Here is a 26,249-nt window from a genome sequence, read left to right as displayed (position 1 = left end):
GTGGGCGATTTCACGGTGAGCCTGGTCAAGAAGCCCCGATACGTTATCGAGGACGCCTGCACCGGCTGCACCTCCTGCGTGGAATATTGTCCGGTGGAGTACCCGGACAAGTTCAACCAGGGCATTTCCGACAACAAGGCGGTGCACATCTACTTCGCGCAGGCGATCCCCCTGATCGCCTACATCGACGAGAGCTGCATCTACCTTAAAGAGAAGAAATGCCGCATCTGCGAGAACGTCTGCCAGGCAAACGCCATCGATTTCCACCAGAAGCCCGAGAAGCTTCAGATCAGGGTGGGCGCGGTGGTGCTGTCCCCGGGCTACGAGGTCTATGACCCGGCGGTGAAGGAGGAGTACGGCTACGGCCGCATCCCCAACGTGGTCACCAGCATGGACTACGAGCGCCTCTTGTGCGCCACCGGGCCCTACGAGGGCGAGATCCTCCGGGCCAGCGACAAGAAGCACCCCCAAAACGTGGCCTGGTTGCAGTGCATCGGCTCGCGCCGCCTCACCGAAGGCGACAACTCCTACTGCTCCAGCGTGTGCTGCACCTACACCCAGAAGCAGGTGATTCTGACCAAGGACCACCACGCCGACGCCAAGTGCACCGTGTTCCACAACGACGTGCGCGCCTACGGCAAGGACTTCGAGCGCTACTACCAGAACACGGCCGCTCTGGCCGACACCCGCTTCATCCGCTCTTATGTGAACATCGTGGGCGAGAACCCGGAGAACCACAACGTCATCATCCGCTACTCCACCCCGGACGAGGGGGTCAAGGAGGAGGAGTTCGACATGGTGGTGCTCTCGGTGGGGCTCAACCCGCCGGAGGACAACCAGCGCCTGGCCGAGATGTTCGGCCTGGAGCTGGACCAGCACGGCTTCTGCAAGGGCGAGCCCTTCAACCCCATGAACACCGGCGCGCCCGGCGTGTTCGTGTCCGGCGCCTTCCAGGGCCCCATGGACATTCCGGAGTCGGTGTTCAGCGCCAGCGCGGCGGGCAGCCAGACCGGCGAGCTTCTGGATTACCGCCGCGACAAGCTGACCAAGGAGCGCGAGTATCCTTCCGAGAAGGACGTGACCGGCGAGGAGCCGCGCATCGGCGTGTTCGTTTGCCACTGCGGGGCCAACATCGGCCGCATCGTGGACGTGCCGGGCACGGTGGAGTTCGCCAAGACCCTGCCCAACGTGGTCTACGCCCAGGAACAGCTTTTCTCCTGCGCCACCAACAGCGCCAAAGAGATCACCGACATGATCAAGGAGAAGGGGCTCAACCGGGTGGTGGTGGCCGCGTGCAGCCCGCGCACCCTGGAGCCTCTGTTCCGCGACACCCTGCGTGAGGCTGGCCTCAACCAGTACTACTACGACATGGCCAACATCCGGGAGCACTGCTCCTGGTGCCACTCCAAGGAGCGAGAGGCCTCCACCGCCAAGGCCCAGGACATCACCCGCATGTCCGTGGCCCGCGCCTGCCTATTGGAGCCGCTCAGCGAGATCGACCTGCCGGTTAACAAGGCGGCCCTGGTAGTGGGCGGCGGCATCGCGGGCATGACCGCGGCCCTGTCCATCGCCGAGCAGGGGCACGAGGTCTATTTGCTGGAGAAGTCCAATGAGCTGGGCGGCCTGGCGGTGCGCATCCATGACACCCTGGACGGCCTGGACGTGCCGGCCTATCTGGAAGAGCTAAAGGCCAAGGTCTTCAAGCACCCGCTGTTGCACGTGTACACCGGGGCCGAGATCACCGAGGCCACCGGCTACGTGGGCAACTTCGTCACCAAGGTGAAGAGCTGGCGCGGCCTGGTGGAGATCAAGCACGGGGTCACCGTGGTGGCCACCGGCTCCGGGGTCTATGAGCCCAACGAGTACCTCTACGGCCAGGACGAGCGGGTGATGACCCACCTGGAGCTGGAGGAGCGCATCACCAACGGCGACGAGGGCCTGGCCGAGGCCGAAACCGTGGTGATGATCCAGTGCGTGGGCTGCCGCAACGAGGAGCGCAACTACTGCTCGCGCGTGTGCTGCGGCGAGTCGGTGAAAAACGCCATCAAGCTGAAAAAGCAAAACCCCGAGCGCGACGTATACATCCTCTACCGCGACATGCGCACCTACGGCTACATGGAGGACCACTACCGCGAGGCCAACGAGCTGGGAGTGCGCTTCGTGCGCTACGAGCCCGAGCAGGCGCCCCAGGTGGAGGCCGCCGAGTCCGACGAGGGCAAACCGGTCCTCAGGGTGTCCCTGCCCGACTACATCCTGAGCACGGAGATCGCCATCGACGCGGACTACGTGATGCTGGCCGCGGCGGTGGTGCCCGGCGAGGACAACGTGGAGCTCTCGGGCCTGTTCGGCGCGGCCCTGGGCGAGGACGGCTTCTTCAAGGAGGCCCACGTCAAGCTGCGCCCCGTGGAGTTCGCCACTCAGGGCGTGTATCTCTGCGGCGCGGCCCACTACCCCAAGTACATCCACGAGACCATCAACCAGGCCTACGGCGCGGCCGGCCGCGCGCTCACCATGCTCTCCAACGACATCGTGACCGTGTCGGGCAGCGTGTGCGAGGTAAAGGAAGACGCCTGCATGGGCTGCAGAGCCTGCCTGGAGGCCTGCTCCTACGATGCCATCGAGATGCGCAAGACCAAGGGCGGCCCCAAGGCCGTGGTCAACCCGGTGCTGTGCAAGGGCGACGGCCTGTGCAACGCCTGCTGCCCCACCGGGGCCATCTACCTAAAGCATTTCACGGACGAAGAGGTCTTCAGCCAAATCGACGCCTACGCCCCTCCGGACGAGGACATCCTGGGGCAGATAGACGCGGCGGTGAACCAATGATGTTTGCCCAGACCCGGAAAGGAGGTGAGGAGCTATGAGCGCGGCTGCCAAATTCAAGCCGAAGACTCTGGGGTTCCTCTGCCATTGGTGAGCGTACGGCGCCGCTGACATGGCTGGAGTTTCCAGACTACAATATTCCACTGATATGCGAATCATCCGCGTCATGTGTTCCGGCCGGGTGGACCTGGAGTTTATTCTGCGGGCCTTCTCCAACGGGATGGACGGGGTGTTCGTGGGCGGCTGCCGCCTGGGCGAATGCAACTACATCACCCACGGCAACTACCATGCTCTCAACACGGTGCTCTTGGCCAAGCGCATCCTGGAGCACATCGGGCTCAACCCGGCCCGGCTCAAGGTATCCTTCATGTCCTCGGGTGAGGGCCTGGTGTTCGCGCGCGAGGTCGACGAGTTCAACAAGCGGACAAAGGAGCTGGGCCCCCTGGCCGAGGGCGAGGGCGTGGACCTGGTGGAGGTCAAGGCCAAGCTGGCCGCGGTGCGCAAGCTCATCCCCTACATCAAGGTGAGCGAGCGCGAGAAGCTCTCCACCCCGCTCAAGGACAAGGAGCTCTACGAAGGGCACTTCACTCTTGACGAGGTGACCAGCCTCATCGAAGAGCCGGTGTCCTTTTACATCGACCCGGAGAAGTGCCAGGCCTGCGGCATCTGTGCCCGGCGCTGCCCGGTGCAGGCCATCGAAGGGGCCAAGGGCAAGGTGCACGTGATCGACCAGGATCTGTGCATCAAGTGCGGCACCTGCCACGAAGCCTGCCCTTCCCGCTTCTCGGCGGTGCAGGAGCTGGGCGGCGGCCAGGCCGTGCCCCCTCCCCTGCCCGTGGAGCAAAGGAGCCTGCCCGGCAAGGGCGACCAGAGCTGACCGGCGTCCCCCCGCTGCTGCTGCGGCGGGGGGATTCGCCGCCAAAACGCCCGCCGGCCACTGCTTGCTTGGCGGGCGCTTTTATTTGGGGGTAAACGGCGTAGCGGTATGAGCCAAGAGATGAAAACCGTCTCCCTGCCCGAGGCCCAGAGGATCATCCTGGACGCGGTGACGCCCCTGGGGCCGGAGGAGATATCCATCTTTAAGGCGGTGCGCCGGGTGCTGCATGAGGACGTGGTGGCCGACGCCATGCTGCCGCCCACCGACTCCTCGGCCCGCGACGGCTACGCGGTGGCCTCCAGCGACACCGCCGGGGCCTCACCCCAGCGCCCCGCGCGCCTGAAGATCGTGGGCGAGGTGCAGGCCGGGGGCTCGCTGAACGGCCTGACGGTGACGCCCGGCAAGGCGGTGCGCATCATGACCGGCGCTCCCCTGCCCCCGGGCGCGGACGCAGTGGTGCAGTTCGAGGACAGCCGAGAACATGGCGGCGAGGTGGAGCTCTTTCGCGCCGTGGCCCCTTACGAGAACTACCGCCGCCGGGGCGAGAATATCGAGAGCGGCGAGGCGGTGCTCATGCGGGGCGACATGCTCAACCCGGCCGATGTGGGCATCCTGGCCGCCCTGAACCACGACACGGTGCGGGTGTACCAGCGGCCCCGCGTGGCCATCATCTCCACCGGCGACGAGTTAGCCGCGGTGGGCGAAAAGCCCGCCCCCGGCCAGATCCGCGACGTGAACGCCTACGCCCTGTGCGCCGAAGCCCGCAAGTACAACGCCGAGCCGGACCATCTGGGCATTGCCCGCGATTCCCTGCCCCAGGTGCGCGAGCTCCTGGGCCGCGCCCTGGACGCGGACGTGATCCTCTCCACCGGCGGCGGCTCCATGGGCAAGTACGATTTCGTGAAGGACGCCTACGCGGACCTGGGCGTGGAGCTGCGCTTTGGACGGGTGCGCGTGAAGCCGGGCAAGCCCTGCTCCTTCGGCACCATGGACGACAAGCTCTTCTTCAGCCTGCCGGGCAACCCGGTCTCGGCCATGACCAGCTTCATCCAGTTCGTGCGCCCCGCCCTCCTGGCCCTCATGGGCGCGCGCAAGCTGTTCAAGCCCGTGGTCAGCGCGGTGCTGGACGAGCCCATCGACAAGAAGCCCACCCACAACCTGCGCCTGCTGCGCGGGCGTTTCTCCCTGGGCAACGGCGGCCTGCACGTGGCCCTGGCCGGCGACCAGAAGTCATCGGTGTTCAAATCCATGCGCGACGCCAACTGCCTGATCATCATTCCCCCCGACTCCGGCCCCCTGGCCGCGGGCACCACGGTCAAGATTCAGCTCATCTATCACGACGAGATCGCCGAATCGGGTTGGCAATAAGACTCAGGCCAGGCGCAGGGGCTCGCCGTTTTGGCGCAGGCGGCCGGGGTGGGTGTAGATGACCAGGTTCTCCGGGCCGTGGCAATTGGCCAGGGTTAGGCCCAACCGCTCGGCCGCCTCCACCGCCGGCACGGTGGGCGAGGACACGCTCACGATTATGCTCACCCCCGCGCGCACCGTCTTGAGCACCATCTCCAGGCTGCACCGCCCGGACAGGGCCACGGCCACCGCCCGGCTCAGGCTGCCCTCCAGCCAGGCCATCCCGACTGCCTTGTCCAGGCCGTTGTGACGCCCCACGTCCTCGGCCAGGGCCAGCAGCCCGCCCGCCGCGTCGAACAGCGCGGCCGCGTGGGTACCCCGGGTCAGGGGGTAGAGCACCTGACCTTGGCCCATGGCCTCGGTGAGGCCTCGCGCCAGGCCCAGCTCCATGCCGGGGCCCTCCGCCAAGGGCTCGGCCTCGGTGGGGCCCAGCAGGCCGCCCCCTGCGGCGCGGATAGGGCTCAGCGACTCGGGGTCCACGGCCAAATCCAGCTCCACCTGGGCCTGCCCGGCGTGGTAATCCACCCGAGGCGGCGTGTCCCCGGGCTTGGCCCAGCCCATGGTCAGGGCGTAGCCCGCGGCCAACTCGCACTCCAGGCCCGGGGTGGCCATGAGCACGGTGAGCGCCCGGCCGCGCACCGCCAGACTCAGCGGCCGCTCGTCGGCAAAGGTGATGCTGTCCGGGCTTACCGCGTCGCCGCGCACCCGCAGGATGGGCCGGGTTTTCAGGGGGTGTTTCATAGGCTGCATGGTATTCCGTTGCCCCCCGGACCGTCCAGGTTATAAATTCAATACAGGCCGCTGTCGGCCTGATTGGGCTTTAGGAGAGCATGAACCGCTTGTCTCTGGGATACGAGGAGGCCCTGCGCCTGACCCTTGAGGGCGTGGAGCCCCTGGGCGTGGAGGACGCGCCGCTATTGGAGAGCGTGGGCCGGGTTGCCGGAGCCGAGCTGCGCGCCCTGCTGGACAGCCCCGCCGCGGCGGCCTCGCGCAAGGACGGCTACGCTCTGCGCGGCAGCGAGGTGGCCTCTGCCAGCGAGGCCGCGCCGGTGCGCCTGGAGCTGGCGGGCATCATGGCCGCCGGGGACCACGAGGAAATCCCGGTGGGGCCTGGCCAAGCGGTGCGGGTGCTCACCGGCGCGCGCATCCCGCCCGGCGCGGACGCGGTGGTCTCCGAGGAATACACCCGCCTGGAAGGCAGCGATTTGCTGGTGCTGGCCCCGTCCCAGGCCAAGAACATCCTGCCCACAGGCGGCGACGTGGCCCGGGGCGACCTGATCCTGGCCACGGGCCGAGTCATCACCCCCGTGGCCGCCGGGCTGCTGGCCGCGGGCGGCCTGGGCTCGGCCATGGTGTTCGCGCGGCCCCGGGTGGGCATCCTGGGCACGGGCAGCGAGATCGTCATGCCCGGCCTGCCCCTACGGCCGGGCCAGGTGCACGCCTCCAACATCATCACCCTGGCCGGGTTCTGCGCGCGCGAGGGCATGGCCCCCTCTCTGGGCATGGCGGTCGACCAGCCCGAGGAGCTGCGCCGAGCCCTGGAGGACCTGCTGGCCGGCAGCGACGCGCTGATCACCAGCGGCGGGGCCTGGCGCGGCGAACGCGACCTGGTGGCCCAGGCCCTGAAAGAGCTGGGCTGGCGCAAGGTGTTCCACCGCATCCGCATGGGCCCGGGCAAGGCGGTGGGCTTCGGCCTGCTGGCCGGCAAGCCGGTGTTTCTCTTGCCCGGCGGTCCGCCTTCCAATCTCATGGGTTTTTTGCAGATCGCCCTGCCCGGCCTGCACGCCCTGGCCGGACGAGCCCGTCCCGGCCTGCCCCGGGTGAGCGCCCGTCTAGCGGCGGACATATTGGACGGCAACCCGGCCTGGACCGACTTTTTCCAAGGCTCCCTGTCCCCCGGCGAGGACGGCCTGCCCCTGTTCCATCCCCTGTCCAAGCGCAGCCGCCTGAGCGCCCTGGCCAAGGCCCATGCGGTGGCGGCCATACCCGAGGGCCGGGAAAGCCTGTCCCAAGGCGAGATCCTCAACGTGCAGCTTCTCGGCGCGGGCGCCCTCGCCTGAGCGCCCCCCTGCCGGTCCTTTCAGCTTAGACGCCACACCAGCCAGCCCCGAGGCGGTTGATGCCGCCGCACCGTATCTATCTGAAAGCGGAGGTGCCTCATGCCGGCATTTTGGCATTTCTGGGCCTTGGGCCTTTTGGCGGCCGCGGCGGGCGCGTCCTTTGTGGTGCAGGCCTCGGTGAACTCCCAGCTGCGCGGGGCCCTGGGCTCGGCCTGCTGGGCTTCGTTCGTCAGCTATCTGGGCGGCACCCTGGTCATGCTGGCCGTGCTGGCCGTGATGCGCGAGCCCCTTCCCACGGCCTCGGCCATGGCCAAAAGCTCCTGGCTTTCCTGGACCGGCGGCCTGTTCGGAGCCGTTTACGTGGTCATCATCATCCTGCTCCTGCCCCGCCTGGGCGCGGCCGCTCTCTTGGCCCTGTTCGTGGCCGGGCAGATGATCGCCTCCCTGGCCTTTGACCACTTCGGGCTCCTGGGCCTGGCCCGCCAGCCCGCCGACCCCCTGCGCCTGCTGGGGGCCCTGCTCCTGGTGGCCGGCGTGGTGCTCATCCGCCGCTAGGCCGCCCGGCTGCCCCCTCCAGGCATCCCCTTCCACTATGTGATCGGTTTGGCCTTAAAACCGCCCGTGCGGTGCCCCGGCCTGACCTTTTTGTAGATTGTTACACTATATGTAACTAAAATTGAATTATGTGTAAATTTTTTATTGACCCTACGGAATCAAAAAACTAAGATTTTTCCACCCTATGATCACCAGGCACCCGAGGAATCATGAAACAAGCTGATAAACCGACCAAAAGCCAATCAGCCTCATCCTCGCAGCGGGGAGTGCAGACCATCCACCGGGCCATCGGCCTGTTGCGCATGGTGGTAAACAACAACGAACGCGGCATGAGCCTGGCCCAGGTGGCCCGCGAAGCCGAACTGCACACCGCCACCGCCCGCCGCTCTCTGGGAGCCCTGGTCTCCGAGGGCCTGCTCTCCTACAATCCCATCACCAAACGCTACCACCTGGGGGTGGAGCTCTATCATTTCGGGGCCGCGGCCCATCAGTTCCAAATTCGGGACCAATACCGCCACATCCTGGAGCGGGTGGCCCTAATCACCGAGGACACCGCTTTCCTGGTCATCCGCTCGGGCTATGACGCCCTGGTGGTGGACCGGACGGAAGGCAGCTTCCCCATCCGCACCCTGACCCACGAGGTGGGTCAGCGCACCCCTCTGGGCATCGGCGCGGGCAGCACCGTGCTCTTGGCCAGCCTGCCGGACAAAGATTGCCGGGCGGTGATCTCGGCCAACCGGAGGCGCTACACCCGCTACAAGAACTACACCGCGGACGACGTGTTGGAGTCGGTGCAGCGCTGCCGGGAGATGGGCTATTCCGAGACCGGCGGGGTGTTCATACCCGAGGCGGTGGCCATCGGCCGCCCGGTGCGCGATGAGTCCGGGCAGGTGGAGGCGGCCATCAGCGTGGCGGCCATCGCCCAGCGCATGGACGCAGAGCGGAGGGCCTGGGTGGCCAAGGTGATCGCAGACGAAATCGTGGCCGGGCGGCACGCCGAAGCTCCCCTGCCCGGCGGCGGACCCATAGCAGGAAGCGACGGGGTCTAAACCCCCCAGCCGCCCCCGGGCGGCTCACCGGACGGTATTTCCCGCCCGGACAGGACCACTAGTGCCAAAAAAAGGCGGCAAGACCCATGGACAAGGCATTTCAGGCATGGCTTAGGGACCTCCGCGAGGACCTGCATCGCCATCCCGAGCTGTCCGGCCAGGAGGAGCGCACCACCCGCGTGATCCAGGCCGAACTGGCCCGCTGGGGGGTGGAGCTCCTCCCTCTCCCGGGCATGACCGGCGCCGTGGGCCTGATTCGGGGAACCCAGCCCGGCCCCACCCTGGCCTTGCGCGCGGACATCGACGCCCTGCCCATTGCCGAGGCCAACGAGGTTCCCTACCGCTCCCAGAACCCGGGCGTGATGCACGCCTGCGGGCACGACGGCCACACCGCCATCATGCTGGGCGTGGCCCGCCGGGTTATGGAATCCGGGCTGAAGAGCAGGTTAAAGGGAAATATTAAGTTTCTTTTTCAACCTGCCGAAGAAACTGGACAAGGCGCACGCATGATGCTGGAGCGGGGCGTGCTGGACAGCCCCCGGGTGGACTACATCCTGGCCGCCCATCTCACCGCCGACCTGCCCGCCGGCCAGGCGGGGATCACCCCCGGGGTCAGCCACAGCTCCTGCGACGTGTTCCATTTGGAGATACGCGGCCAGGGAGCCCACGGCGGGCGCCCTCACCTGGCCAAGGACCCCATCGTGGCCGGGGCCCATCTGGTGAGCGCCTTGCAGTCCATCGTGGCCCGCAACCTGAACCCCCTGGAGAGCGGGGCGATCAGTGTGGGCGAGTTCGTGGCCGGCTCGGCCAACAACATCATACCCGGCGCGGCCCGCCTCTCGGGCAGCCTGCGGGCCTTGTCCGCCCCGGCCCGGGCCCTCTTGAAGGAGCGCCTGGCCCAAATGACCGCGGGCCTGGAAAAGTCGTTTAACGTGGAGTGCCACTTGGAGCTGGAGGAGACCTTCCCTCCCCTGGACAACCACCCCGAGGCCCTGGAGCTCTTGGCCGAAGCGGCCCGCGAGGCCCTGGGCGCGGAAAACGTGATGCCCCTGGACCCGGTGACCGCGGCCGAGGACTTCGCCCTGTTCCTGGCTGAGCGCCCCGGTGCGCTGATCCGCCTGGGTTGCGCCCCGGCCGGGCCCTACCGGGCCATGCACTCCCATACTTTCGATTTGGACCCCCAAGCTTTGATCACCGGTGTGAAGGTTTTCGTCGCGGCGGCGCGGCGCTACCTGGCTCCCGGCGAAACCACCTCATCATAAGGAGCAAGGAGCATATGTCCCCAAAAGGTACTCACAAGACCATGCGCGCCGTGGCCGTTTGCCTGGCGGCGGCGCTGGTGCTGCTCGGCGCCACCAGCCTGTGGGCCGCGCCCCAGCCCAAGGCCGGGGGCGAGATCAAGGTCAGGCTCAACACCGACATCACCAGCCTGGACCCCATGGCCAGCCCGGCCATGGTCAACGCGGTGGTGCTCAACCACGTGTTCGAGCCCCTGTTGGCCTACACCACCAACCTCAAGATCGTGCCCGTGGTGGCCCAGTCCTGGGAGGTGAGCAAGGACTACAAGACCTACACCTTCCACCTGATGAAGGGCAAAAAGTTCCACAACGGGGCCGAGGTGACCTCCGAGGACGTTAAGTTCTCGGTGGAGCGCATGATGAACCCCAAGACCTGCGCCCGGGCCAAGCTCTTCGCCGGGGTGGCCAAGGTCGAAGCGGTGGACAAGTACACCGTGCGCATTCTGATGAAGAAGCCCTCTCCCGGCTTCCCCAACGCCCTGGCCTACGTGGCCCCGGTGATGGCCATCATGTGCAAGGCCGACATGGCCAAGCAGGGCGGCCAGATCACCCATCCCGTGGGCACCGGCCCCTTCAAGTTCATCGAGTGGAAGCCGGACCGCCACGTCATCCTGGCCAAGTTCGCGGACTACAAGGGCCAGAGCGGCGCCCGCGACGGCATGGGCGGCCAGCGCGTGGCCTACCTGGACAAGGTCACCTTCATGCCCATCTCCGAGGAGTCGGTGGCGGTGATGGCCCTGGTCAACCAGGAAGTAGACCTGGTGCACTCCTTCCCGCAGAAGTACATGAAAAAGTACAAGAGCGACTACTCCAAGGAAGGCATGGTGGTGCAGGAAGTGGCAGGCCTGGTCTGGGTGGGCGCCCACTTCGGCGTCACCCGGCCGGTGGTCAACAACCTCAAGTTCCGCCAGGCCTGTGCCTATGCCCTGAACATCAACTCCATGGCCAAGGCCGGATTCATGGGCTACGCCACCATCAACCCCTCGGCCGTGGCCACCGCCAACCAGTACTGGACCCCCTTCTTCAAGACCTGGTACTCCCCGGACATGGCCAAGGCCAAGAAGCTGCTCAAGGAATCGGGCTACAAGGGTGAAGAGGTGGTGGTGGACACCACCAAGAAGTACTCCTACATGTACCGCATGGCCGTGGCCGTGCACGCCCAGCTCAAGGCCTTGGGCGTCAACGCCAAGCTCAACGTGATCGACTGGCCGGTGCTCTTGAAGAAGCACCTCAAGGGCCAGTCCCAGATCCACACCTTCGGCGCGGCCCCCATGCCCGACCCGGCCCTGGCCTACGCCTACTTGAAACGCAATAAGTTTATGGAGGTCTATCCCGAGGCCGAGAAGCTGCGCCAAGAGGCCCTGGCCACCGCCGACTTTGCGGTGCGCCAAAAGATCTTCGAGAAGATCCACCAGATCTGCATAGACCAGGTGCCCTGGGTGCTCTCTTGCAACTACAACTACTTGAACGCCTTCCGCGACTACGTGCACGGCTACCAGGTGCTCAGCACCGGTATGCCGCGCCTGTGGGGCGTGTGGTTGAGCAAGTAAACCTTCAACAGCCGTCCTCCGGGCTTGACCTCCTGGGCCCGGGGGGCGGCGACAAAAAGACCGTGGCCCATGCTTAAATACATTCTCAAAAGGATCATCTACCTGATCCCCACCATCGGCCTGGTGGCGGTCATGGTCTTTCTGTTGATCCACATGATCCCCGGCGACCCCGCCCTGGTCATGCTGGGCAACGACGCCACGCCCCAGGACGTGGAGGCCCTGCGCGACGCCCTGGGGCTCAACCAGCCGCTCTACCAGCAGTTCTTCCTGTGGGTGGGCCGGGTGCTCACCGGCGACTTCGGGGTGTCCATCCACTCCAAGGTGCCGGTGCTCACCTCCATCGCCGACCGCTTCCCGGTCACCCTGTCGCTCACCACCCTGGCCCTGATCTTCTCGCTGATCGTGTCCATCCCCTCGGGGGTCATGGCCGCGGTAAAGCACAACACCAAGAGCGACTACATGTTCATGATCGGCACCATCGTGGGCGTGTCGGTGCCCGGCTTTTGGCTGGGGCTTATCTGCCTGCTCGTCTTCTCGGTGAACCTGGGCTGGTTCCCCTCCACCGGCTTCGTGCCCATCTGGGAGAGCTTCTGGCAGGGCATGCGCTACCTGCTCCTGCCCGGCATCACCCTGGGCCTGTTCATGGCCGCGGTGGTGGCGCGCATGGTGCGCTCGTCCATGCTGGAGGTCTTGCGCCTGGAGTACGTGACCCACGCGCGGGCCAAGGGCCTGCCCGAGTGGAAGGTGATCAACAAGCACGCCCTTAAGAACGCCTTCGCCCCGGCGCTGACCACCATCGGCATCCAGTACGGCATGCTCCTGGGTGGCGCGGTGGTCACTGAGACGGTGTTCAGCCTGCCCGGCCTGGGCAAATATCTGGTGGTGGCCATCAACATGCGCGACTACCCCGTGGTGCAGGGCTGCATCCTGTTCATCGCCCTGGTCTACGTGCTCATCAACCTGATCGTGGACCTGCTCTACGGCTTCTTCGATCCCCGCATCCAATACAAGTGAGAGGCGGGCACAACATGCTTTTAAAACGACTGCTCAAGAACAAGATCGGCCTCATCGGGGTCATCGTCATCGGCCTCAACCTGGCCGTGGCCCTGGCCGCTCCCCTGCTGGCCACCCACGACCCCCTGGCCATCAACCTGGAGATGCAGGCGGCCCCGCCTTCGGCGGAGCACTGGTTCGGCACCGACGAGTACGGCCGCGACATCTACAGCCGGGTGATCTACGGCTCGCGCATCTCGCTCTACATCTGCCTGTTGTCGGTGGTGCTGGCCACGGTGGGCGGGGTGATCACCGGCGCGGCGGCGGGCTATTTCGGGGGATTGTTGGACAACGTCATCATGCGCTTCATGGACGCGCTGATGTCCTTCCCGGCCATCCTGCTGGCCATCGCCATCCTGGCCGCGCTGGGGCCCAACCTCTACAACGTGATCATAGCCCTGGGCGTGGTCTACGTGCCGCGCTTCGCGCGCATCGTGCGCTCCTCGGTGCTTTCGCTCAAGGAGAAGGAGTTCGTGGAGGCCTCGCGGGCCATGGGCAACGGCGACGTGTACATCATCTTCCGCCACATCCTGCCCAACTGCACCGCGCCCTTGATCGTGCAGGCCACGGCCAGCCTGGCCTACGCCATCCTGGCCGAGAGCTCCCTGGGCTTCCTGGGTCTGGGCGCGCCCCCACCGGCGCCCTCCTGGGGCAACATCCTCAGCGACGCGCGCAACTTCATGATGGAAAACCCCATGATGACCGTGTTCCCCGGGGTGGCCATCACCCTGGCGGTTTTGGGCTTCAACCTCCTGGGCGACGCCCTGCGCGACGTCCTCGACCCGAGGCTGAAGTAGCATGGAACCGCTGCTGCGCATAGAGGACCTTGAGGTCAATTTCCACACCAGCCAGGGCGTGGCCCAGGCGGTGTGCGGAGTGAACTATCACATCGATCCCGGCGAGGTGCTGGGGGTGGTGGGCGAGTCAGGCTCGGGCAAGAGCGTCACCGCCTTGGCCGTGCTGGGCCTGGTGCCCTTTCCCGGCCGCATCGCCAAGGGCCGCATCTGGTATCAGGGGCGCGATCTGCTCACCGCGTCGGCCAGGGAAATGCGCCGGGTGCGGGGCGACCGCATCTCCATGATCTTCCAGGAGCCCATGATCTCCTTGAATCCGGCCTTCACCATCGAGAACCAGCTCACCGAGGCGCTGCGCACCCACCGCAAGATGAGCAAGAGCGAGGCCCGCGACCGGGCGGTGGAGATGCTGGCCCTGGTGGACATCCCCGATCCGGCCAAGCGCATCAAGGACTACCCCCACCACCTGAGCGGCGGCATGCGCCAACGGGTGATGATCGCCGAGGCGCTTCTCCTGGACCCGGACGTGCTCCTGGCCGACGAGCCCACCACCGCCCTGGACGTGACGGTGCAGGCCTCGGTGCTGGATCTCATGCACCGGCTCAACGAGCGCATCGGCACCGCGATCATGCTCATCACCCACAACCTCGGGGTGGTGGCCGAGTCGGCCAAGCGGGTGGTGGTGATGTACTGCGGCCGGGTGGTGGAGCAAGGCACTGTGCAAGACATCTTTGACAACGCGGCCCATCCCTACACCCGGGGCCTGCTCAAGTCCATCCCCCGCCCGGGCGGCCACGAGCTCTACGAGATGAAGGGCATTGTGCCCAGCCTCTTCGAGCTGCCCCAGGGCTGCCCCTTCCACCCCCGCTGTCCCCGGGCCCTGCCCCGCTGCGTGCAGGAGCCCGCCCCCTGGCGCGAGCTGGCTCCGGGGCACCACGCCCTCTGCTGGCTCTACGAGTGAGGCGGCCATGAATCGTGAAACCATCCTAGAGGTACAAGACCTCACCAAGCACTTCGTGGTTAACCGCTCCATCGTCAGCTCCGGCGAGGTGGTCAAGGCGGTGGACGGGCTCAGCTTCGATTTGTTCCAGGGCGAGACGCTCAGCTTCGTGGGCGAGTCGGGCTGCGGAAAGTCCACCACCGGCCGCCTGGTGCTGCGCCTCATCGAGGCCACCCGGGGCACGGTGAGCTACAAGGGCAAGGACATCGCCAAGCTTTCGGCCGGAGGGCTGCGCAAGCTCCGCCGCGAGATGCAGATCATCTTCCAGGACCCCTGGTCCTCGCTCAACCCGCGCCTCACGGTACGCGAGATCATCGGCGAGGGCCTGAGGCGCAACAAGGAGCTGAGCCAGGCCGAGCGCAAGCGCCGGGTGCTGGAGATGATGGAGACCGTGGGCCTCAGGCCCGAGCACTACGACCGCCACCCCCATGAGTTCAGCGGCGGCCAGCGCCAGCGCCTGGGCATCGCCCGCGCCCTGATCGTGGGCCCCAAGCTGGTGGTGGCCGACGAGCCGCTCTCGGCCTTGGACGTATCGGTGCAGGCCCAGGTGGTCAACCTGCTGGCCCGCCTCAAACGGGAGATGGGCCTGAGCTATCTGTTCATCTCCCACGACCTGTCCGTTGTGGAGCACATCAGCGACCGCATCGCAGTGATGTATTTGGGCAAGCTCATGGAGCTGGCCTCCAAGGAGGCCGTCTTCTCCGGGCCGCGCCACCCCTACACCCAAGCCCTGTTCTCGGCCGCGCCGGTGGCCGAGGTGGGCCGGGTGAAGAACCGGGTGATCCTTTCCGGCGACGTGCCCAGCCCGCTCAACCCGCCGACGGGCTGCCGCTTCCATACCCGCTGCCCCCACGCGCAGGACGACTGCCGAAGCCTGGAGCCGGAGTTCCGGCCCCTGGCCAGCGGACACTGGGTGGCCTGCCACCATCCCCTGCCCCGCGCTTAACCCCCTTATCCATCGGCACGGAATAAGCGTCATGGAAATCAGCTTGCTTAGTCAGAAGATCAGCGCCGCCGTGGAGCAGCTAGCCCCCGAGCTTACCCGCTCCTTGCAGGAGCTGGTGCGCATCCCCTCGGTGGTGGGCCAAGAGGCCCCGGCCCAGCAATACATGGAGCGCCTCTACCACGGACTGGGCCTGGAGGTGGCCACCGTGCTGCCCGACATCGAGGCCCTGCGCGGGCACCCGGCTTTCCTCGATACCAAGGCGCCCTACGACGGCCGCCCCAACCTGGTGGCCACCCTGCCCGGCGACCCTGCTCGACCCTCGCTCATCCTCAACGGCCATATCGACGTGGTATCGCCAGAGCCGGTGGAATCCTGGAGCCGCGACCCCTGGAGCGGAGATGTAGAGGGCGAGCGCCTCTACGGCCGGGGCGCGGGCGACATGAAGGCAGGCCTCATGGCCAACCACTACGCCTTGGCCGCGCTGCTGAACGCGGGCCTTCGTCCGGCGGGCACGGTGCGCCTGATGAGCGTCATCGACGAGGAGGCCGGCGGGGCCGGGGGCACCCTGGCCTGCCTGGCCGCGGGCCACGTTGCCGACGCCATGATCTGCTCCGAGCCCCACGGCATGAACGTGACCATCGCCCACGCCGGGGTGTGCATGTTCCGGGTGCGGGTGGTGGGGCGCACCGCCCATGGCGGCCTGGCCCACGAGGGGGTCAACGCCTTCGGCAAGCTGATCCCCATATACCAGGCCCTGGAAAAGCTGGGCGAGCACCGCCAGGCCACGGTGCACTACGAGCTGTTCGAGCGCGGCTCGGGCCGCTCCTGCCATCTCAGCGTGGGCACGGTGCGCGCGGGCGACTGGCCCTCCACCGTGGCCGGCGAAGCGGTGATGGAGTGCCGCATCAGCTTCCCGCCGGGCGAGACCATGCAGCAGGTGCGCGCCCTGGTGCGCCGCACTATCGAGGAGGCCGCCCAGAGCGACCCCTGGCTGGCCGAGCACCCGCCCAGTATCGAGTGGTTCGGCTGGCAGACCGAACCCTGGCGGCAGGACCCGGAGCACCCCTTTGTGCGGACCATGCTCCAGGCCGCCCGCAAGATCTCCGGTGGCTATGTGCCCTTCATCGGGCGCTCCTCGGGCATCGATTCGCGCTTCGCGCCCTACTTCAACATGGTCTCGGCCTGCACCGGCCCCAAGGCGGGCAACATCCACGGCATCGACGAATACGTGGAGCTGCCCAGCGTGCTGGCCACCTGCAAGGTGCTGGCCCTTACCACGGCCCTCTGGTGCGGAGTGCGGGCCTGATCCCGCTATCCATGGAGATGTCCACGGGCTATAATGCCCCGGGCCAAGCGGCCCTTTGGCACTGACACCGCAAAGCAAGCGAGGACGATCATGCGCGAGTACGACATTGCTTTGATTCCCGGCGACGGGGTGGGCGGCGAGATCACCGTGGAGGCGGAGAAGCTGCTCCGGGCAGCGGCCGACAAGCACGGCTTCAAGGTTAAAACCCAGCTTTATGACTGGGGCTGCGACCGCTATCTGGCCAGCAGCGAGATGGCCCCGGAGGACTGCCTGGACCAGCTCGAAGGCTGCGACGGCATCTTTCTGGGCTGCGTGGGCGACGCGGCCAAAGTGCCGGACCACATCTCGCTGACCATGCTGCTCAAGATTCGCAAAGGCTTCGACCAGTACGTGAACCTCAGGCCCATCAAGCTATACCCCGGCGTGGCCACGCCCATCCGCACCGCCACCCCGGAGACGGTGGACTTCGTGGTGGTGCGCGAGAACACCGAAGGCGAGTACAGCAACGCGGGCGGTATCTTCAAGGCAGGCACCCCCGACGGCCTGGCCATGCAGACCGCCATCTTCACCCACAAGGGCTGCGAGCGTGTGATCCGCTACGCCTTCGAGCTGGCCGCCAAACGCGGCAAGCAGGGCATGGTCACCAACTGCACCAAGTCCAACGCTCTGAACTACTCCATGGTCTTCTGGGATTCGGTCTACGCCGAGGTGGCCAAGGACTTCCCGGCCGTCAAGACCGACGTAGCCCTGGTTGACGCCATGACCATGTGGTTCGTGAAAAACCCGGAGTACTTCGACGTGGTGGTGGCCTCCAACCTCTTCGGCGACATCATCACCGACCTGGGGGCCATGCTCCAGGGCGGCATGGGCTTTGCCGCCGGCGGCAACATCAACCCAGAGAAGGACTACCCCTCCATGTTCGAGCCCATCCACGGCTCGGCCCCCAAATATGCGGGCCAGGGCGTGGTCAACCCCATCGCCTCCATCGAGGCGGTGCGCCTGATGCTGGAGCACATGGGCGAGGACGAGGCCGCCGGGGACATGCAGCGCGCGGTGATGGCCGTGTTGGGCGCGGGCCAAGTAAAGACCCGCGACATGGGCGGCACCGCCAGCACGGCCCAGATGGGCGACGCGGTCAAGGAGGCCCTTCTGGCCGATTAAATCTAGCCATAACCCACGACGGCCAAGGCCCGCCCTTGCGGCGGGCCTTTTCTTTGCCCATGACGCCTAGCCCTGGTTGACCCCGGCCTGCTCAAAGGTGAGCACCTCGCGCATCACCCGGGCCGCCCCGCTCAACACCTGCATGGCCAGGGCCGCGCCGGTGCCCTCGCCCAAGCGCATGCCCAGGTCCAAGATAGGCTCCAGGCCCAAGCGCTCCAGCATGGCCGCGTGGGCCGGCTCCTGGGAGCGGTGGCCCGCGAAGATGTAGCCCGCAACCGCCGGGCACAGGGCATGGGCGATGAGCGCCCCGGCGGTGGAGATGAGCCCGTCGATGACCACCGGCTTGCGGTGATAGGCGGCCGCCAAAACGCAGCCCGCGATGCCGCCGATCTCGAAGCCGCCCACCTTGGCCAACACGTCCAGGCCATCGTTGGGGTCGGGCCGGTTCAGCTCCAGGCCGCGCTCGATGACCCAGTGCTTGTTGGCCAGGCCGGGATCGTCCAGGCCGGTGCCCCGCCCCACCAACCCGGAGAGAGGCTTGCCGGTTAGCGCGGCCGCAATGGCCGTGGAAGGCGTGGTGTTGGCGATGCCCATGTCGCCGGTGCCCAGCATCTGCGCGCCTTGGGCCACCGCCTCCCTGGCCAGCTCAAAGCCGGTGAGCACCGCCTGTTCGGCCTGGGCGCGGCTCATGGCCGGGCCTTGGGCCAGGTTGGCCGTGCCCCGTTCCACCTTGCGGCTGATGAAGCGCTGTCCGCTGGCTGCCTGGGCCTCGATCTCCGGGATGATGCCCAGGTCGGCCACCCACACCTCGGCCCCTGCCTCGCGGGCCAGGGCGTTGATGCTGGCCCCGCCGGCCAGGAAGTTCTTGACCATCTCGCCGGTCACCTCCTGGGGAAAAGCGCTCACGCCTTCAGCAGCCACGCCGTGGTCCCCGGCCATGACCAGAAAGACACGCCTTTCCACGCTGGGCGTTATGGTGCCCTGGATGGCGCAGAGGCGCTCGCCCAGCTCGTGCAGCCGCCCCAAGGCCAGGGGCGGTATGGCCAGGGCCATGGAATGCGCGTGCGCCTCGGCCAAACGCTCCGGATCGATGGGCGCAATGTGCGCGATAATCTCAGTCAGTTGCATGTCTAATTCTCCTCCTGCCCATGGGCAGCCCTCGTCCCGGGCTAGGGCCGGGTGGGCCCGTTCTGGCTTCAGGCCGATCACCTCAGGCCTTGCAGGTGCCCTCGACCAGATGGCCGAACACCGCCATGCTGCCCTTGTTGGCGCAGAACTTCCCGCACATGGTGCAGGCCTGGCTGTCGGCCGGGCAGCGCTCGGCCCGGATGGCCTTGGCGTCCTGGCTGAACAGAGCCAGCTCGTACTGCTTGTCCCAGTCCGAGTCGCGGCGGGCCTTGCTCATGGCCTTGTCGCGGGCGCGGCCTTTTTCGGGCAGCTTCACCGTGTCGCCGATGTAGGCCGCGGTGCGCGCCGCCTTGACCCCTTCGATCACGTCCTGCTCATTGGGCAGGGCCAGGTGCTCGGCCGGGGTGATGTAGCAGATCAGGTCCGCGCCGTAGCGGGCGCTCTGGGCCGCGCCGATGGCCGCAGTGATGTGGTCGTAGGAGGCGGTCACATCGCTGGGGATGGGCCCCAGCATGTAGTAAGGCGCGTCGTCGCTCATGCGCTTTTGCAGGATGATGTTGGCCTCGATCTGGTCCAGGGGCACGTGGCCCGGGCCTTCCACCATCATCTGGCAGCCCATCTCGCGGCCGATCTGGGCCAGCTCGCAGTTGATCAGAAGCTCTTGCACCATGGCCCGGTCGAATGAGTCGTGGATGGCCCCGGCGCGCAGGCCGTTGCCCAGAGAGAGCACCACGTCGTACTTCTTTAGGATCTCCACCACCCGGTCGAAGCGTGCGTAGAGCGGGTTCTCGCGCTGGTTGTTCTTCATCCAGGCCACCATGGTGGTGCCGCCCTTGCTCACCAGGCCGCCGTAGCGGTAGTGCTGCTTTTCCAGGCGCTCGATGGTGTAGAGGTTGATGCCGCAGTGCACGGCCATGAAGGCGATGCCGTCGGCGCATTGGCGCTCGATCAGCTCGAAGAGCATATCTTCGTCCAGCTTGTTGGGGTCGCCGTACTTGGCCGTGGCCTCGCTGAAGGCCTGGTACAGAGGCACGTTGCCCACGGGCAGCTTGACCGCGGCCAACACCTCGCGCCGCACCTGGTCCAGGTCGCCGCCCACGCTCAGCTCCATGAGGGTGTCGGCTCCGGCGGCCTCGGCGGCTTGGGCCTTGCTCACCTCGGCGGCGATGTCCACGATGTCGGTGCTGGTGCCGATGGAGGCGTTGACCTTGGTGCCCAGGCCCTTGCCCATGCCCACCACGCTGTGCTCATGGTTGGAGCCTATGGGGGCCACGATCTGGCCGGCGGCAAAACGCGCGCGCACCAGTTCGGGCTCCAGGCCTTCGGCCAGGGCGATCTCTTTCATCTGAGGGGTGATTTGGCCTTGAACGGCCAGTTCGACTTGGGTGGCCATGCTTTCTCCTTATTCCCGTTAGGAGTTCAGCGTTAGGGGGACCACCCCGGAGAAAACAAAAATCCCCGGACGCGGTGCGTCTCGAGGATTTGCCTTCTCCCCAGTCGCCGGCGGCAAGGCAGGTCTTCTGACTTCCGGTTCGCCCTACTCCCCGCGCCTTCCCGCCCCGCTCTCGCGGTGCAGTGGCTTGTTTTGCGGGTTTCGTCCCCGGTCACAGCGGCGGGTCCGTGCCGGATTCGCACCGGCTTCCCTGTTAGGGCCTATATGGCCGCCTTGCTGCCGCCCAAACAAATTTTCTCATTAAATATGGGAGGCGCGCTTCTTTGTCAAGGCCTTTGCCCGGCGCGCCGCCCCGGCTCATCCCTCCAGGGTGATGTACAGGGGAATGGCGTGCAGCTCGTTGCTGACCGGCTGGGTGTGGCCCAACTCCCACTTGGCTTCAGCCGGGTCGGCTCCGGCCAGCTGGCACACCTTGGCCACCACGCCCTTGAGGTTGAGCACCGGGTGGCGCGAAAAAACCTGGGGCAGGCCGTAGGTGAGGTTGCAGGCCAGGCACTTGCCCGGACGCTGCCTGAGCAACAACTCCAGCTCCAAACGCGGGCCCTGTTGCCCCTTGAAGGACAGGCTGATGTCATAGGCCCCCTCGGCCGCGTCGCCATACAGGGCGTCGAAAAACTCGTCGGCTATGCCCGTGGGTAATAGCTGGGCCAGTTGTTCGGGGTCGAGGTTGCGCATCACCGGGCTCATGGGTCCATGCCTTTCTCGGATGTTTTGCGGATCGCCGGGGGAGCGCCCGGCCGAGCAGGAATTTTAATACAAGGCCGGGCCGGGCTCCAGCCTTGTGTGACGGGCCAGACATTTTTCTTGACCCCCGCCAAAATGCGTGCATATACTCCTATTGAAGGGTCACCCGGAGAACCGAACCATGAACTACAAGGAGCTGCAAGACGAACTGGCCGCCATGCGCACCAACGGTGCCGCGTCGTGCCTGAGCTCCGCGTTCTGCCTGGACCTGGCCCGCAGCTGCGCGGCCTTTAACCTGCGCCGGGCCAGCCGCCTGGTAACCCAAGCCTTTGATCAAGCCCTCAAGCCGGTGGGGCTGAAGATCACTCAGTTCAGCCTGCTGGTCTCCTTTGTCTTGTCGCCGGACAGCAACCTGGCCCAGCTGGCCCAAGGCCTGGGCATGGACCGCACCACCTTGAGCCGCAACCTGCGCGTGCTGGAGAAAAAGGGCCTGGTGAAAACCCACTCCGGAGAGGACCGGCGAGAGCAGCGAGTGGAGATAACAAACAAAGGCAAGGGGGCGGTGCTCCAGGCCGTGCCCCTTTGGCACCAGGCCCAGGAGCGCGTGGTCGGCACCTTGGGCAAGGACAAATGGGACGGCCTGGCCAAGGACCTCAGGACCATGGTCAAAGGCCTTAGGTAATTTTTTTTCAGGAGAAAGGTGCATATACACTCATGTGGCGGGCAGTGTGTAGATTAAGGAGCCAAAGGAGGGAGCGCCTCCGGAGGTCGGTGGTGAAGGGGCCTTGGCCGCAAAGGCGGCGTGGGCGGGAGATGAATCCGGAACATGACCGGCAGGAGCCGCAGCCGGGTGGGAAGCTGATTGCGGGGCCGTGGCTGCGAGAGCGGGCCGAGCGCAAGGCGCGGGAGGTGGCCCGGCGCTACAGCCAGAGCGACGGGCACGAGCGCCTCAACCTGTGGCTGCAACACCGCGACCTGCGCGCCATGCTCAACGAGCTGGAGAGCTGAGGCCGCGCCCTCCCCTGCCCGGCATGGCGGAAAAAGACGCATGAAAATGCGGCTTAAGGTTTAGCTACGGCGGTGATGGGAGTATAACAAAGGCATCTGCCCTAGTTTGCCGCTGCCTACTCTCAAGCGGCAGGGAGGTGCCATGCCCAAGCCGTTGAAGATCCTGATCGTGCTGCTCATTCTGGCCGCCGCGGCCGGAGGCGCCTACTACTACTTGTATGTGCGCCCGGCCGAGAACAAGCCCAAGGATCAGCTAACCCTCTACGGAAACGTGGATATTCGCCAGGTGCACCTGGCCTTCCACGCCAACGGCCGCATTGAGCGCATCCTGGTGGAAGAAGGCGACCAGGTCAAGTCGGGCCAACTGGTGGCCGAGCTGGACCCGGTGCGCTATCAGGCCAACCTGGCCCGGACCCAGGCCGAGGTGGCCGCCCAGGATCAGGTCCTGGCTCGTCTCTTGGCCGGCAGCCGGCCCCAGGAGATCGCCGAGGCCCGCGCCCGCCTGGCCGGGGCCAAGGCCAATCTCTCCGACGCCACCCACCTCTACAAGCGCAACAAAGAGCTTTACCAGCGCAAGGCCATCCCGGCCCAGACCTACGACTCCATCGAGGCGCGCTATCTGGCGGCCAAATCCGAGGTCAAGCGGGCGGCCGAGTCCCTAAACCTGGCCATCGAGGGCCCCCGCCAGCAGGACATCGCGGCCGCGCGAGCCAAGCTGGAGGCGCTCAAGGCAGCCGCGCGCCTGGCCGAGCGCGAGCTGAGAGACACCAAGCTCTACGCCAGCGGCGAGGGGGTGATCCAGCAGCGCATCCTGGAGCCCGGCGACATGGCCTCCCCGGCCGTCCCGGCCTTCACCGTGGCCCTGAACAACCCGGTGTGGGTGCGGGCCTATGTGCCCGAGACCATGCTGGGCAAGGTGGTGCCGGGCATGAGCGCGTCCATCCTCACCGACAGCTTCCCGAATAAGAAGTTCCCCGGCTGGGTGGGCTACATCTCGCCCACCGCCGAGTTCACCCCCAAGACGGTGCAGACCCCGGAGCTGCGCACCAAGCTGGTCTACCGGGCGCGCATCTACGCCTGCAACCCGGGCCACGAGCTGCGCCTGGGCATGCCGGTGACCGTGGTGCTGGATCTGAAGCAGCCGCCCAAGCCGGCCGCCCGGGGCGGGCAGAACCCCTGCGCCGGCAAATAGTCCCGTGAACGCGCCGCAAGCCAGCCAGGACTCCCCGGCCCTGGTCCTGGACGGGGTGGTCAAGACCTTCTCCGGGGGCGGCCGCAAGGTCACCGCCCTGGACGGGGTCAGCGCCTCGGTGCGGCGCGGCCTGGTCACCGGCCTGGTGGGGCCGGACGCGGCGGGCAAGACCACCCTCATGCGCCTGGCCGCCGGGCTGTTACTGCCCGACCAGGGCACGGTCACCGCCCTGGGCCTGGACGTGGCCCGCCAGGCCCTGGAGGTGCAATCCTCCCTGGGCTACATGCCCCAGCGGTTCGGGCTCTACGAAGACCTCACCGTGCAGGAAAACCTCGACCTCTACGCGGACCTGCAAAACCTGGCCCCCAAGGAGCGCCCTGCCCGTTACGAGGAGCTGATGCGCCTCACCGGCCTGGCCCCCTTCACCAAGCGTCTGGCCGGCGACCTCTCCGGCGGCATGAAGCAAAAGCTGGGCCTGGCCTGCTCCCTGGCCCAACCCAAGGAGCTCTTGCTCCTGGACGAGCCCACCGTGGGGGTGGACCCCCTGTCGCGCCGCGAGCTGTGGGCCATCATCTACCGCCTGGTGGAGGAGCAGGGCTTCACGGTGCTCCTGAGCACCGCCTATCTGGACGAGGCCGAGCGCTGCCAAGAGGTGATCCTCATGCACCAGGGGAAGGTGCTCCAGGCCGGGCCGCCCAGCGACTTCACCACCACCATGACCGGCCGCAGCTTCCTGGTTTCCTCGCCGGACATGGGCAAGCGCCGCTTGCAGCGCGAGCTGTCCCAGGCCCCGCCGGTCTTGGACGCTTTGATTCAGGGCGAGGGCGTGCGGGTAGTCACGCGGGAAAAAGGCGATCCCGGCCTGGCGGGCATGGCCGGGGACGGCGAGAAGCTCAAGGTGCAGGAGGTGGCCCCGCGCTTCGAGGACGCCTTCGTGGACATGCTGGGCGGGGAGCGCCGCGACAAGGACACGGCCATGAACGCTCCCGCCCCGGAAGAGGATTCCGGCGAAGGCCCGGTGATCGAGGTCAAGGACCTGAAGCGCCGCTTTGGAACCTTCTACGCGGTGGACGGCATCAGCTTCGCGGTGGAGCGCGGCGAGGTGTTCGGCCTGCTGGGCGCCAACGGGGCGGGCAAGTCCACCACCTTCCGTATGCTCTGCGGCCTGCTGCCCGCCAGCGAGGGCACCTTGCAGGTGGCCGGGCACAACCTGCGCACCGCCGCGGCCCAGGCCCGGTCCAAGATCGGCTACATGGCCCAGCGCTTCAGCCTCTACGGCAACCTATCGGTGGCCGAGAACCTGCGCTTCTTTGCCAGCATCTACGGACTCAAGGGCTCGCTCAAGCGTGAGCGGGTGGGCTGGGCCCTGGAGGAGTTCGAGCTGGCCGAGCTGGCCGGGGCCACCAGCGGAGACCTGCCCCTGGGCTACAAGCAGCGCCTGGCCCTGGCCGCCTCGCTGATGCACCATCCCCGCATCTTGTTCCTGGACGAGCCCACCTCGGGCGTGGACCCCCTGGCCCGCCGCGAGTTCTGGCGGCGCATCAACGCCCTGGCCGAGCACCAGGTCACCGTGTTGGTGACCACCCACTTCATGGAAGAGGCCGAGTATTGCGACCGGGTGGTGATCATGGACCGGGGCAAGCTCTTGGCCGAGGGCACGCCGGAGCAGCTCAAGCAAGAGCACCGCAACCAAGAGAACCCCGACCCCACCATGGAGGACGCCTTCATCGAGCTGATCGAGCAGAGCCACGCGGCCAAGGACAAGGAGCAGGCGGCATGAGCGGGGGCGGCTGGCGACGGGTGCGGGGCCTGGTGCGCAAGGAGGCCTTGCAGATCATCCGCGATCCCTCCTCCATTGCCATCGCTTTCGTGTTGCCCGCCATCCTCTTGTTCATCTTCGGCTACGGCGTGTCTCTGGACGCCAAGCGGGTGCCCCTGGCCCTGGTGGTGGAAAAGTCGTCCCCGGCCGCCTCCAGCCTGTTGGCCGACTTCTACGAGTCGCCCTGGTTCCGGCCGATGCGCTACGACCACATTCAGGCCGCCCAAGATGCCATGCGCCACCGCCGGGTGGAGGGCATCCTGTGGCTCAGAAGCAACTTCGCCTCGCGCCTGTTCACCGGCGGCCCGGCCCCCATCGGGCTGATCCTCAACGGGGTGGACGGCAACACCGCCCGCATCGTGGGGGGCTACGTGGAGGGGGTGTGGAGCAACTGGCTGGTGCGCTACGCCGCCCAGCAGGGCAAGGCCATGAGCCTGCCGGTGAACGTGGAGCAGCGCATCTGGTTCAACCCCGAGGTGCGCTCCACCAACTTTCTGGTGCCCGGACTCATCGCGGTGATTATGACCCTGATCGGCGCCCTGCTCACTTCCATGGTGGTGGCCCGCGAGTGGGAGCGCGGCACCATGGAGGCCCTGCTGGTCACACCGGTGCGTTTGAGTGAGATCCTTCTAGGCAAGCTGGTGCCCTACTTCTGCCTGGGCATGGGCGGTCAGATACTCTCGGTGGCCATGGCGGTGTTTTTGTTCGAGGTGCCGCTTAGGGGCAGCCTGGGGGTGCTCATGGGGGTCAGCGCCCTGTTCCTTTTGGCCGCGCTGGCCATGGGCCTGCTCATCTCCACGGTGGCCCACAGCCAGTTCGTGGCCGGGCAGCTGGCCATCTTCGCCACCTTTTTGCCCGCCTTCATCCTCTCGGGATTCATCTTCGACATCGGCTCCATGCCCGGCTGGGTGCAGACCATCACCCACGTCATCGCGGCGCGCTATTTCGTGGCCGTGTTACAGAGCGTGTTTTTGGCCGGGGACGTGTGGCCGGTGATCGGGCTCAACTCCCTGGCCTTGGGTGTCATGGCGGCGTTTTTCTTTACCCTGGTGCGGCTACGTAGCCGCAAGCGTCTGGACTGAGGGCGGC

General features: G+C 66.6%; 23 protein-coding genes and 1 riboswitch. Of the genes, 19 read left to right on the top strand and 4 right to left on the bottom strand.

The window, feature by feature from the left end; translation table 11 throughout:
* The 3 genes from KQH53_05435 (at position 1) to KQH53_05425 (ending at position 5,065) form a co-directional block, all read left to right on the top strand.
* Positions 1-2,823, top strand: a complete 2,823-nt coding sequence (locus tag KQH53_05435) for an FAD-dependent oxidoreductase (protein ID MCB2226103.1) — start codon at positions 1-3, stop codon at positions 2,821-2,823.
* Positions 2,824-3,187: 364 nt separating this feature from the next.
* Entirely contained in the window at positions 3,188-3,697 is a 510-nt protein-coding gene (locus KQH53_05430; protein ID MCB2226102.1) for a 4Fe-4S binding protein, read from the top strand.
* A 120-nt stretch (positions 3,698-3,817) separates the two neighbouring features.
* Positions 3,818-5,065 (top strand): molybdopterin molybdotransferase MoeA, encoded by a 1,248-nt coding sequence (locus KQH53_05425; protein MCB2226101.1) that lies wholly within the window; start codon positions 3,818-3,820, stop codon positions 5,063-5,065.
* 3 nt (positions 5,066-5,068) lie between these two features.
* On the opposite strand, the gene KQH53_05420 is transcribed toward KQH53_05425, so the two are convergent.
* Positions 5,069-5,854, bottom strand: coding sequence for a formate dehydrogenase accessory sulfurtransferase FdhD (locus tag KQH53_05420; GenBank protein ID MCB2226100.1), 786 nt, complete (start codon positions 5,852-5,854; stop codon positions 5,069-5,071).
* A gap of 80 nt (positions 5,855-5,934) precedes the next feature.
* Here KQH53_05420 and KQH53_05415 point away from each other — a divergent pair, with 80 nt between their 5' ends.
* From KQH53_05415 to KQH53_05365, 11 genes are all read left to right on the top strand, one after another.
* Positions 5,935-7,164 (top strand): molybdopterin molybdotransferase MoeA, encoded by a 1,230-nt coding sequence (locus KQH53_05415; protein MCB2226099.1) that lies wholly within the window; start codon positions 5,935-5,937, stop codon positions 7,162-7,164.
* Between the two features lie 99 nt (positions 7,165-7,263).
* Positions 7,264-7,719 carry a DMT family transporter gene (locus tag KQH53_05410; protein MCB2226098.1) on the top strand — a complete coding sequence of 152 codons (456 nt, stop codon included), beginning with the start codon at positions 7,264-7,266 and terminating at the stop codon, positions 7,717-7,719.
* A gap of 209 nt (positions 7,720-7,928) precedes the next feature.
* Complete coding sequence (locus KQH53_05405; protein MCB2226097.1) at positions 7,929-8,768, top strand: IclR family transcriptional regulator; 840 nt, start codon at positions 7,929-7,931, stop codon at positions 8,766-8,768.
* Positions 8,769-8,854: 86 nt separating this feature from the next.
* On the top strand, positions 8,855-10,030 hold the full coding sequence (locus tag KQH53_05400; GenBank protein ID MCB2226096.1) for an amidohydrolase: 1,176 nt from the start codon (positions 8,855-8,857) through the stop codon (positions 10,028-10,030).
* 14 nt (positions 10,031-10,044) lie between these two features.
* Entirely contained in the window at positions 10,045-11,616 is a 1,572-nt protein-coding gene (locus KQH53_05395) for a hypothetical protein (protein ID MCB2226095.1), read from the top strand.
* Positions 11,617-11,685: 69 nt separating this feature from the next.
* The gene (locus KQH53_05390; GenBank protein ID MCB2226094.1) at positions 11,686-12,630 is read left to right on the top strand and encodes an ABC transporter permease; all 945 of its coding nucleotides are present in this window, start codon (positions 11,686-11,688) and stop codon (positions 12,628-12,630) included.
* 14 nt (positions 12,631-12,644) lie between these two features.
* Entirely contained in the window at positions 12,645-13,466 is an 822-nt protein-coding gene (locus tag KQH53_05385; protein MCB2226093.1) for an ABC transporter permease, read from the top strand.
* A 1-nt stretch (position 13,467) separates the two neighbouring features.
* Positions 13,468-14,424 (top strand): ABC transporter ATP-binding protein, encoded by a 957-nt coding sequence (locus KQH53_05380; GenBank protein MCB2226092.1) that lies wholly within the window; start codon positions 13,468-13,470, stop codon positions 14,422-14,424.
* Between the two features lie 7 nt (positions 14,425-14,431).
* Positions 14,432-15,409 carry a dipeptide ABC transporter ATP-binding protein gene (locus tag KQH53_05375; GenBank protein MCB2226091.1) on the top strand — a complete coding sequence of 326 codons (978 nt, stop codon included), beginning with the start codon at positions 14,432-14,434 and terminating at the stop codon, positions 15,407-15,409.
* A gap of 31 nt (positions 15,410-15,440) precedes the next feature.
* Positions 15,441-16,715: an ArgE/DapE family deacylase gene (locus KQH53_05370; GenBank protein MCB2226090.1), complete on the top strand. Its 1,275-nt coding sequence runs from the start codon at positions 15,441-15,443 to the stop codon at positions 16,713-16,715.
* A gap of 90 nt (positions 16,716-16,805) precedes the next feature.
* Positions 16,806-17,876, top strand: a complete 1,071-nt coding sequence (locus KQH53_05365) for a 3-isopropylmalate dehydrogenase (GenBank protein ID MCB2226089.1) — start codon at positions 16,806-16,808, stop codon at positions 17,874-17,876.
* Positions 17,877-17,942: 66 nt separating this feature from the next.
* Here the strand turns inward: KQH53_05365 and cobT are convergent, their stop codons facing one another.
* From cobT to KQH53_05350, 3 genes are all read right to left on the bottom strand, one after another.
* A complete protein-coding gene (gene cobT / locus KQH53_05360) occupies positions 17,943-19,004 on the bottom strand; it encodes a nicotinate-nucleotide--dimethylbenzimidazole phosphoribosyltransferase (GenBank protein ID MCB2226088.1) in 1,062 nt (353 codons plus the stop codon).
* Positions 19,005-19,086: 82 nt separating this feature from the next.
* The gene (gene thiC, locus KQH53_05355; protein ID MCB2226087.1) at positions 19,087-20,397 is read right to left on the bottom strand and encodes a phosphomethylpyrimidine synthase ThiC; all 1,311 of its coding nucleotides are present in this window, start codon (positions 20,395-20,397) and stop codon (positions 19,087-19,089) included.
* 99 nt (positions 20,398-20,496) lie between these two features.
* Positions 20,497-20,688: riboswitch (cobalamin riboswitch) on the bottom strand.
* Positions 20,689-20,754: 66 nt separating this feature from the next.
* Entirely contained in the window at positions 20,755-21,144 is a 390-nt protein-coding gene (locus tag KQH53_05350) for a pancreas/duodenum homeobox protein 1 (GenBank protein ID MCB2226086.1), read from the bottom strand.
* 178 nt (positions 21,145-21,322) lie between these two features.
* On the opposite strand from KQH53_05350, the gene KQH53_05345 reads away from it, so the two are divergent.
* From KQH53_05345 to KQH53_05325, 5 genes are all read left to right on the top strand, one after another.
* The gene (locus tag KQH53_05345; GenBank protein ID MCB2226085.1) at positions 21,323-21,823 is read left to right on the top strand and encodes a MarR family winged helix-turn-helix transcriptional regulator; all 501 of its coding nucleotides are present in this window, start codon (positions 21,323-21,325) and stop codon (positions 21,821-21,823) included.
* Positions 21,824-21,954: 131 nt separating this feature from the next.
* A complete protein-coding gene (locus KQH53_05340) occupies positions 21,955-22,149 on the top strand; it encodes a hypothetical protein (protein ID MCB2226084.1) in 195 nt (64 codons plus the stop codon).
* 142 nt (positions 22,150-22,291) lie between these two features.
* Positions 22,292-23,341, top strand: a complete 1,050-nt coding sequence (locus tag KQH53_05335) for an efflux RND transporter periplasmic adaptor subunit (protein ID MCB2226083.1) — start codon at positions 22,292-22,294, stop codon at positions 23,339-23,341.
* A gap of 4 nt (positions 23,342-23,345) precedes the next feature.
* The gene (locus KQH53_05330) at positions 23,346-25,121 is read left to right on the top strand and encodes an ATP-binding cassette domain-containing protein (protein ID MCB2226082.1); all 1,776 of its coding nucleotides are present in this window, start codon (positions 23,346-23,348) and stop codon (positions 25,119-25,121) included.
* Positions 25,118-26,242, top strand: a complete 1,125-nt coding sequence (locus KQH53_05325) for an ABC transporter permease (protein ID MCB2226081.1) — start codon at positions 25,118-25,120, stop codon at positions 26,240-26,242. Before KQH53_05330 ends, KQH53_05325 begins: the two co-directional genes overlap by 4 nt.
* Positions 26,243-26,249 lie beyond the last annotated feature (7 nt).

This window comes from Desulfarculaceae bacterium (genome assembly GCA_020444545.1).
Taxonomy (GTDB): Bacteria; Desulfobacterota; Desulfarculia; order Desulfarculales; family Desulfarculaceae; genus Desulfoferula.
This window is presented reverse-complemented; position numbering and strand designations above follow the sequence as displayed.

What these genes read in the sequence shown, in the direction of transcription:
- KQH53_05405 (MCB2226097.1), top strand. Translation starts at nt 7,929, where the DNA reads ATGAAACAAGCTGATAAACCGACCAAAAGCCAATCAGCCTCATCCTCG.
- KQH53_05420 (MCB2226100.1), bottom strand. Translation starts at nt 5,854, where the DNA reads ATGCAGCCTATGAAACACCCCCTGAAAACCCGGCCCATCCTGCGGGTG.
- KQH53_05370 (MCB2226090.1), top strand. Translation starts at nt 15,441, where the DNA reads ATGGAAATCAGCTTGCTTAGTCAGAAGATCAGCGCCGCCGTGGAGCAG.
- KQH53_05345 (MCB2226085.1), top strand. Translation starts at nt 21,323, where the DNA reads ATGAACTACAAGGAGCTGCAAGACGAACTGGCCGCCATGCGCACCAAC.
- KQH53_05335 (MCB2226083.1), top strand. Translation starts at nt 22,292, where the DNA reads ATGCCCAAGCCGTTGAAGATCCTGATCGTGCTGCTCATTCTGGCCGCC.
- KQH53_05395 (MCB2226095.1), top strand. Translation starts at nt 10,045, where the DNA reads ATGTCCCCAAAAGGTACTCACAAGACCATGCGCGCCGTGGCCGTTTGC.
- KQH53_05400 (MCB2226096.1), top strand. Translation starts at nt 8,855, where the DNA reads ATGGACAAGGCATTTCAGGCATGGCTTAGGGACCTCCGCGAGGACCTG.
- KQH53_05425 (MCB2226101.1), top strand. Translation starts at nt 3,818, where the DNA reads ATGAAAACCGTCTCCCTGCCCGAGGCCCAGAGGATCATCCTGGACGCG.
- KQH53_05415 (MCB2226099.1), top strand. Translation starts at nt 5,935, where the DNA reads ATGAACCGCTTGTCTCTGGGATACGAGGAGGCCCTGCGCCTGACCCTT.
- cobT (MCB2226088.1), bottom strand. Translation starts at nt 19,004, where the DNA reads ATGCAACTGACTGAGATTATCGCGCACATTGCGCCCATCGATCCGGAG.
- KQH53_05430 (MCB2226102.1), top strand. Translation starts at nt 3,188, where the DNA reads ATGTCCTCGGGTGAGGGCCTGGTGTTCGCGCGCGAGGTCGACGAGTTC.
- KQH53_05385 (MCB2226093.1), top strand. Translation starts at nt 12,645, where the DNA reads ATGCTTTTAAAACGACTGCTCAAGAACAAGATCGGCCTCATCGGGGTC.
- KQH53_05340 (MCB2226084.1), top strand. Translation starts at nt 21,955, where the DNA reads ATGAATCCGGAACATGACCGGCAGGAGCCGCAGCCGGGTGGGAAGCTG.
- KQH53_05375 (MCB2226091.1), top strand. Translation starts at nt 14,432, where the DNA reads ATGAATCGTGAAACCATCCTAGAGGTACAAGACCTCACCAAGCACTTC.
- KQH53_05365 (MCB2226089.1), top strand. Translation starts at nt 16,806, where the DNA reads ATGCGCGAGTACGACATTGCTTTGATTCCCGGCGACGGGGTGGGCGGC.
- thiC (MCB2226087.1), bottom strand. Translation starts at nt 20,397, where the DNA reads ATGGCCACCCAAGTCGAACTGGCCGTTCAAGGCCAAATCACCCCTCAG.
- KQH53_05410 (MCB2226098.1), top strand. Translation starts at nt 7,264, where the DNA reads ATGCCGGCATTTTGGCATTTCTGGGCCTTGGGCCTTTTGGCGGCCGCG.
- KQH53_05325 (MCB2226081.1), top strand. Translation starts at nt 25,118, where the DNA reads ATGAGCGGGGGCGGCTGGCGACGGGTGCGGGGCCTGGTGCGCAAGGAG.
- KQH53_05350 (MCB2226086.1), bottom strand. Translation starts at nt 21,144, where the DNA reads ATGAGCCCGGTGATGCGCAACCTCGACCCCGAACAACTGGCCCAGCTA.
- KQH53_05380 (MCB2226092.1), top strand. Translation starts at nt 13,468, where the DNA reads ATGGAACCGCTGCTGCGCATAGAGGACCTTGAGGTCAATTTCCACACC.
- KQH53_05390 (MCB2226094.1), top strand. Translation starts at nt 11,686, where the DNA reads ATGCTTAAATACATTCTCAAAAGGATCATCTACCTGATCCCCACCATC.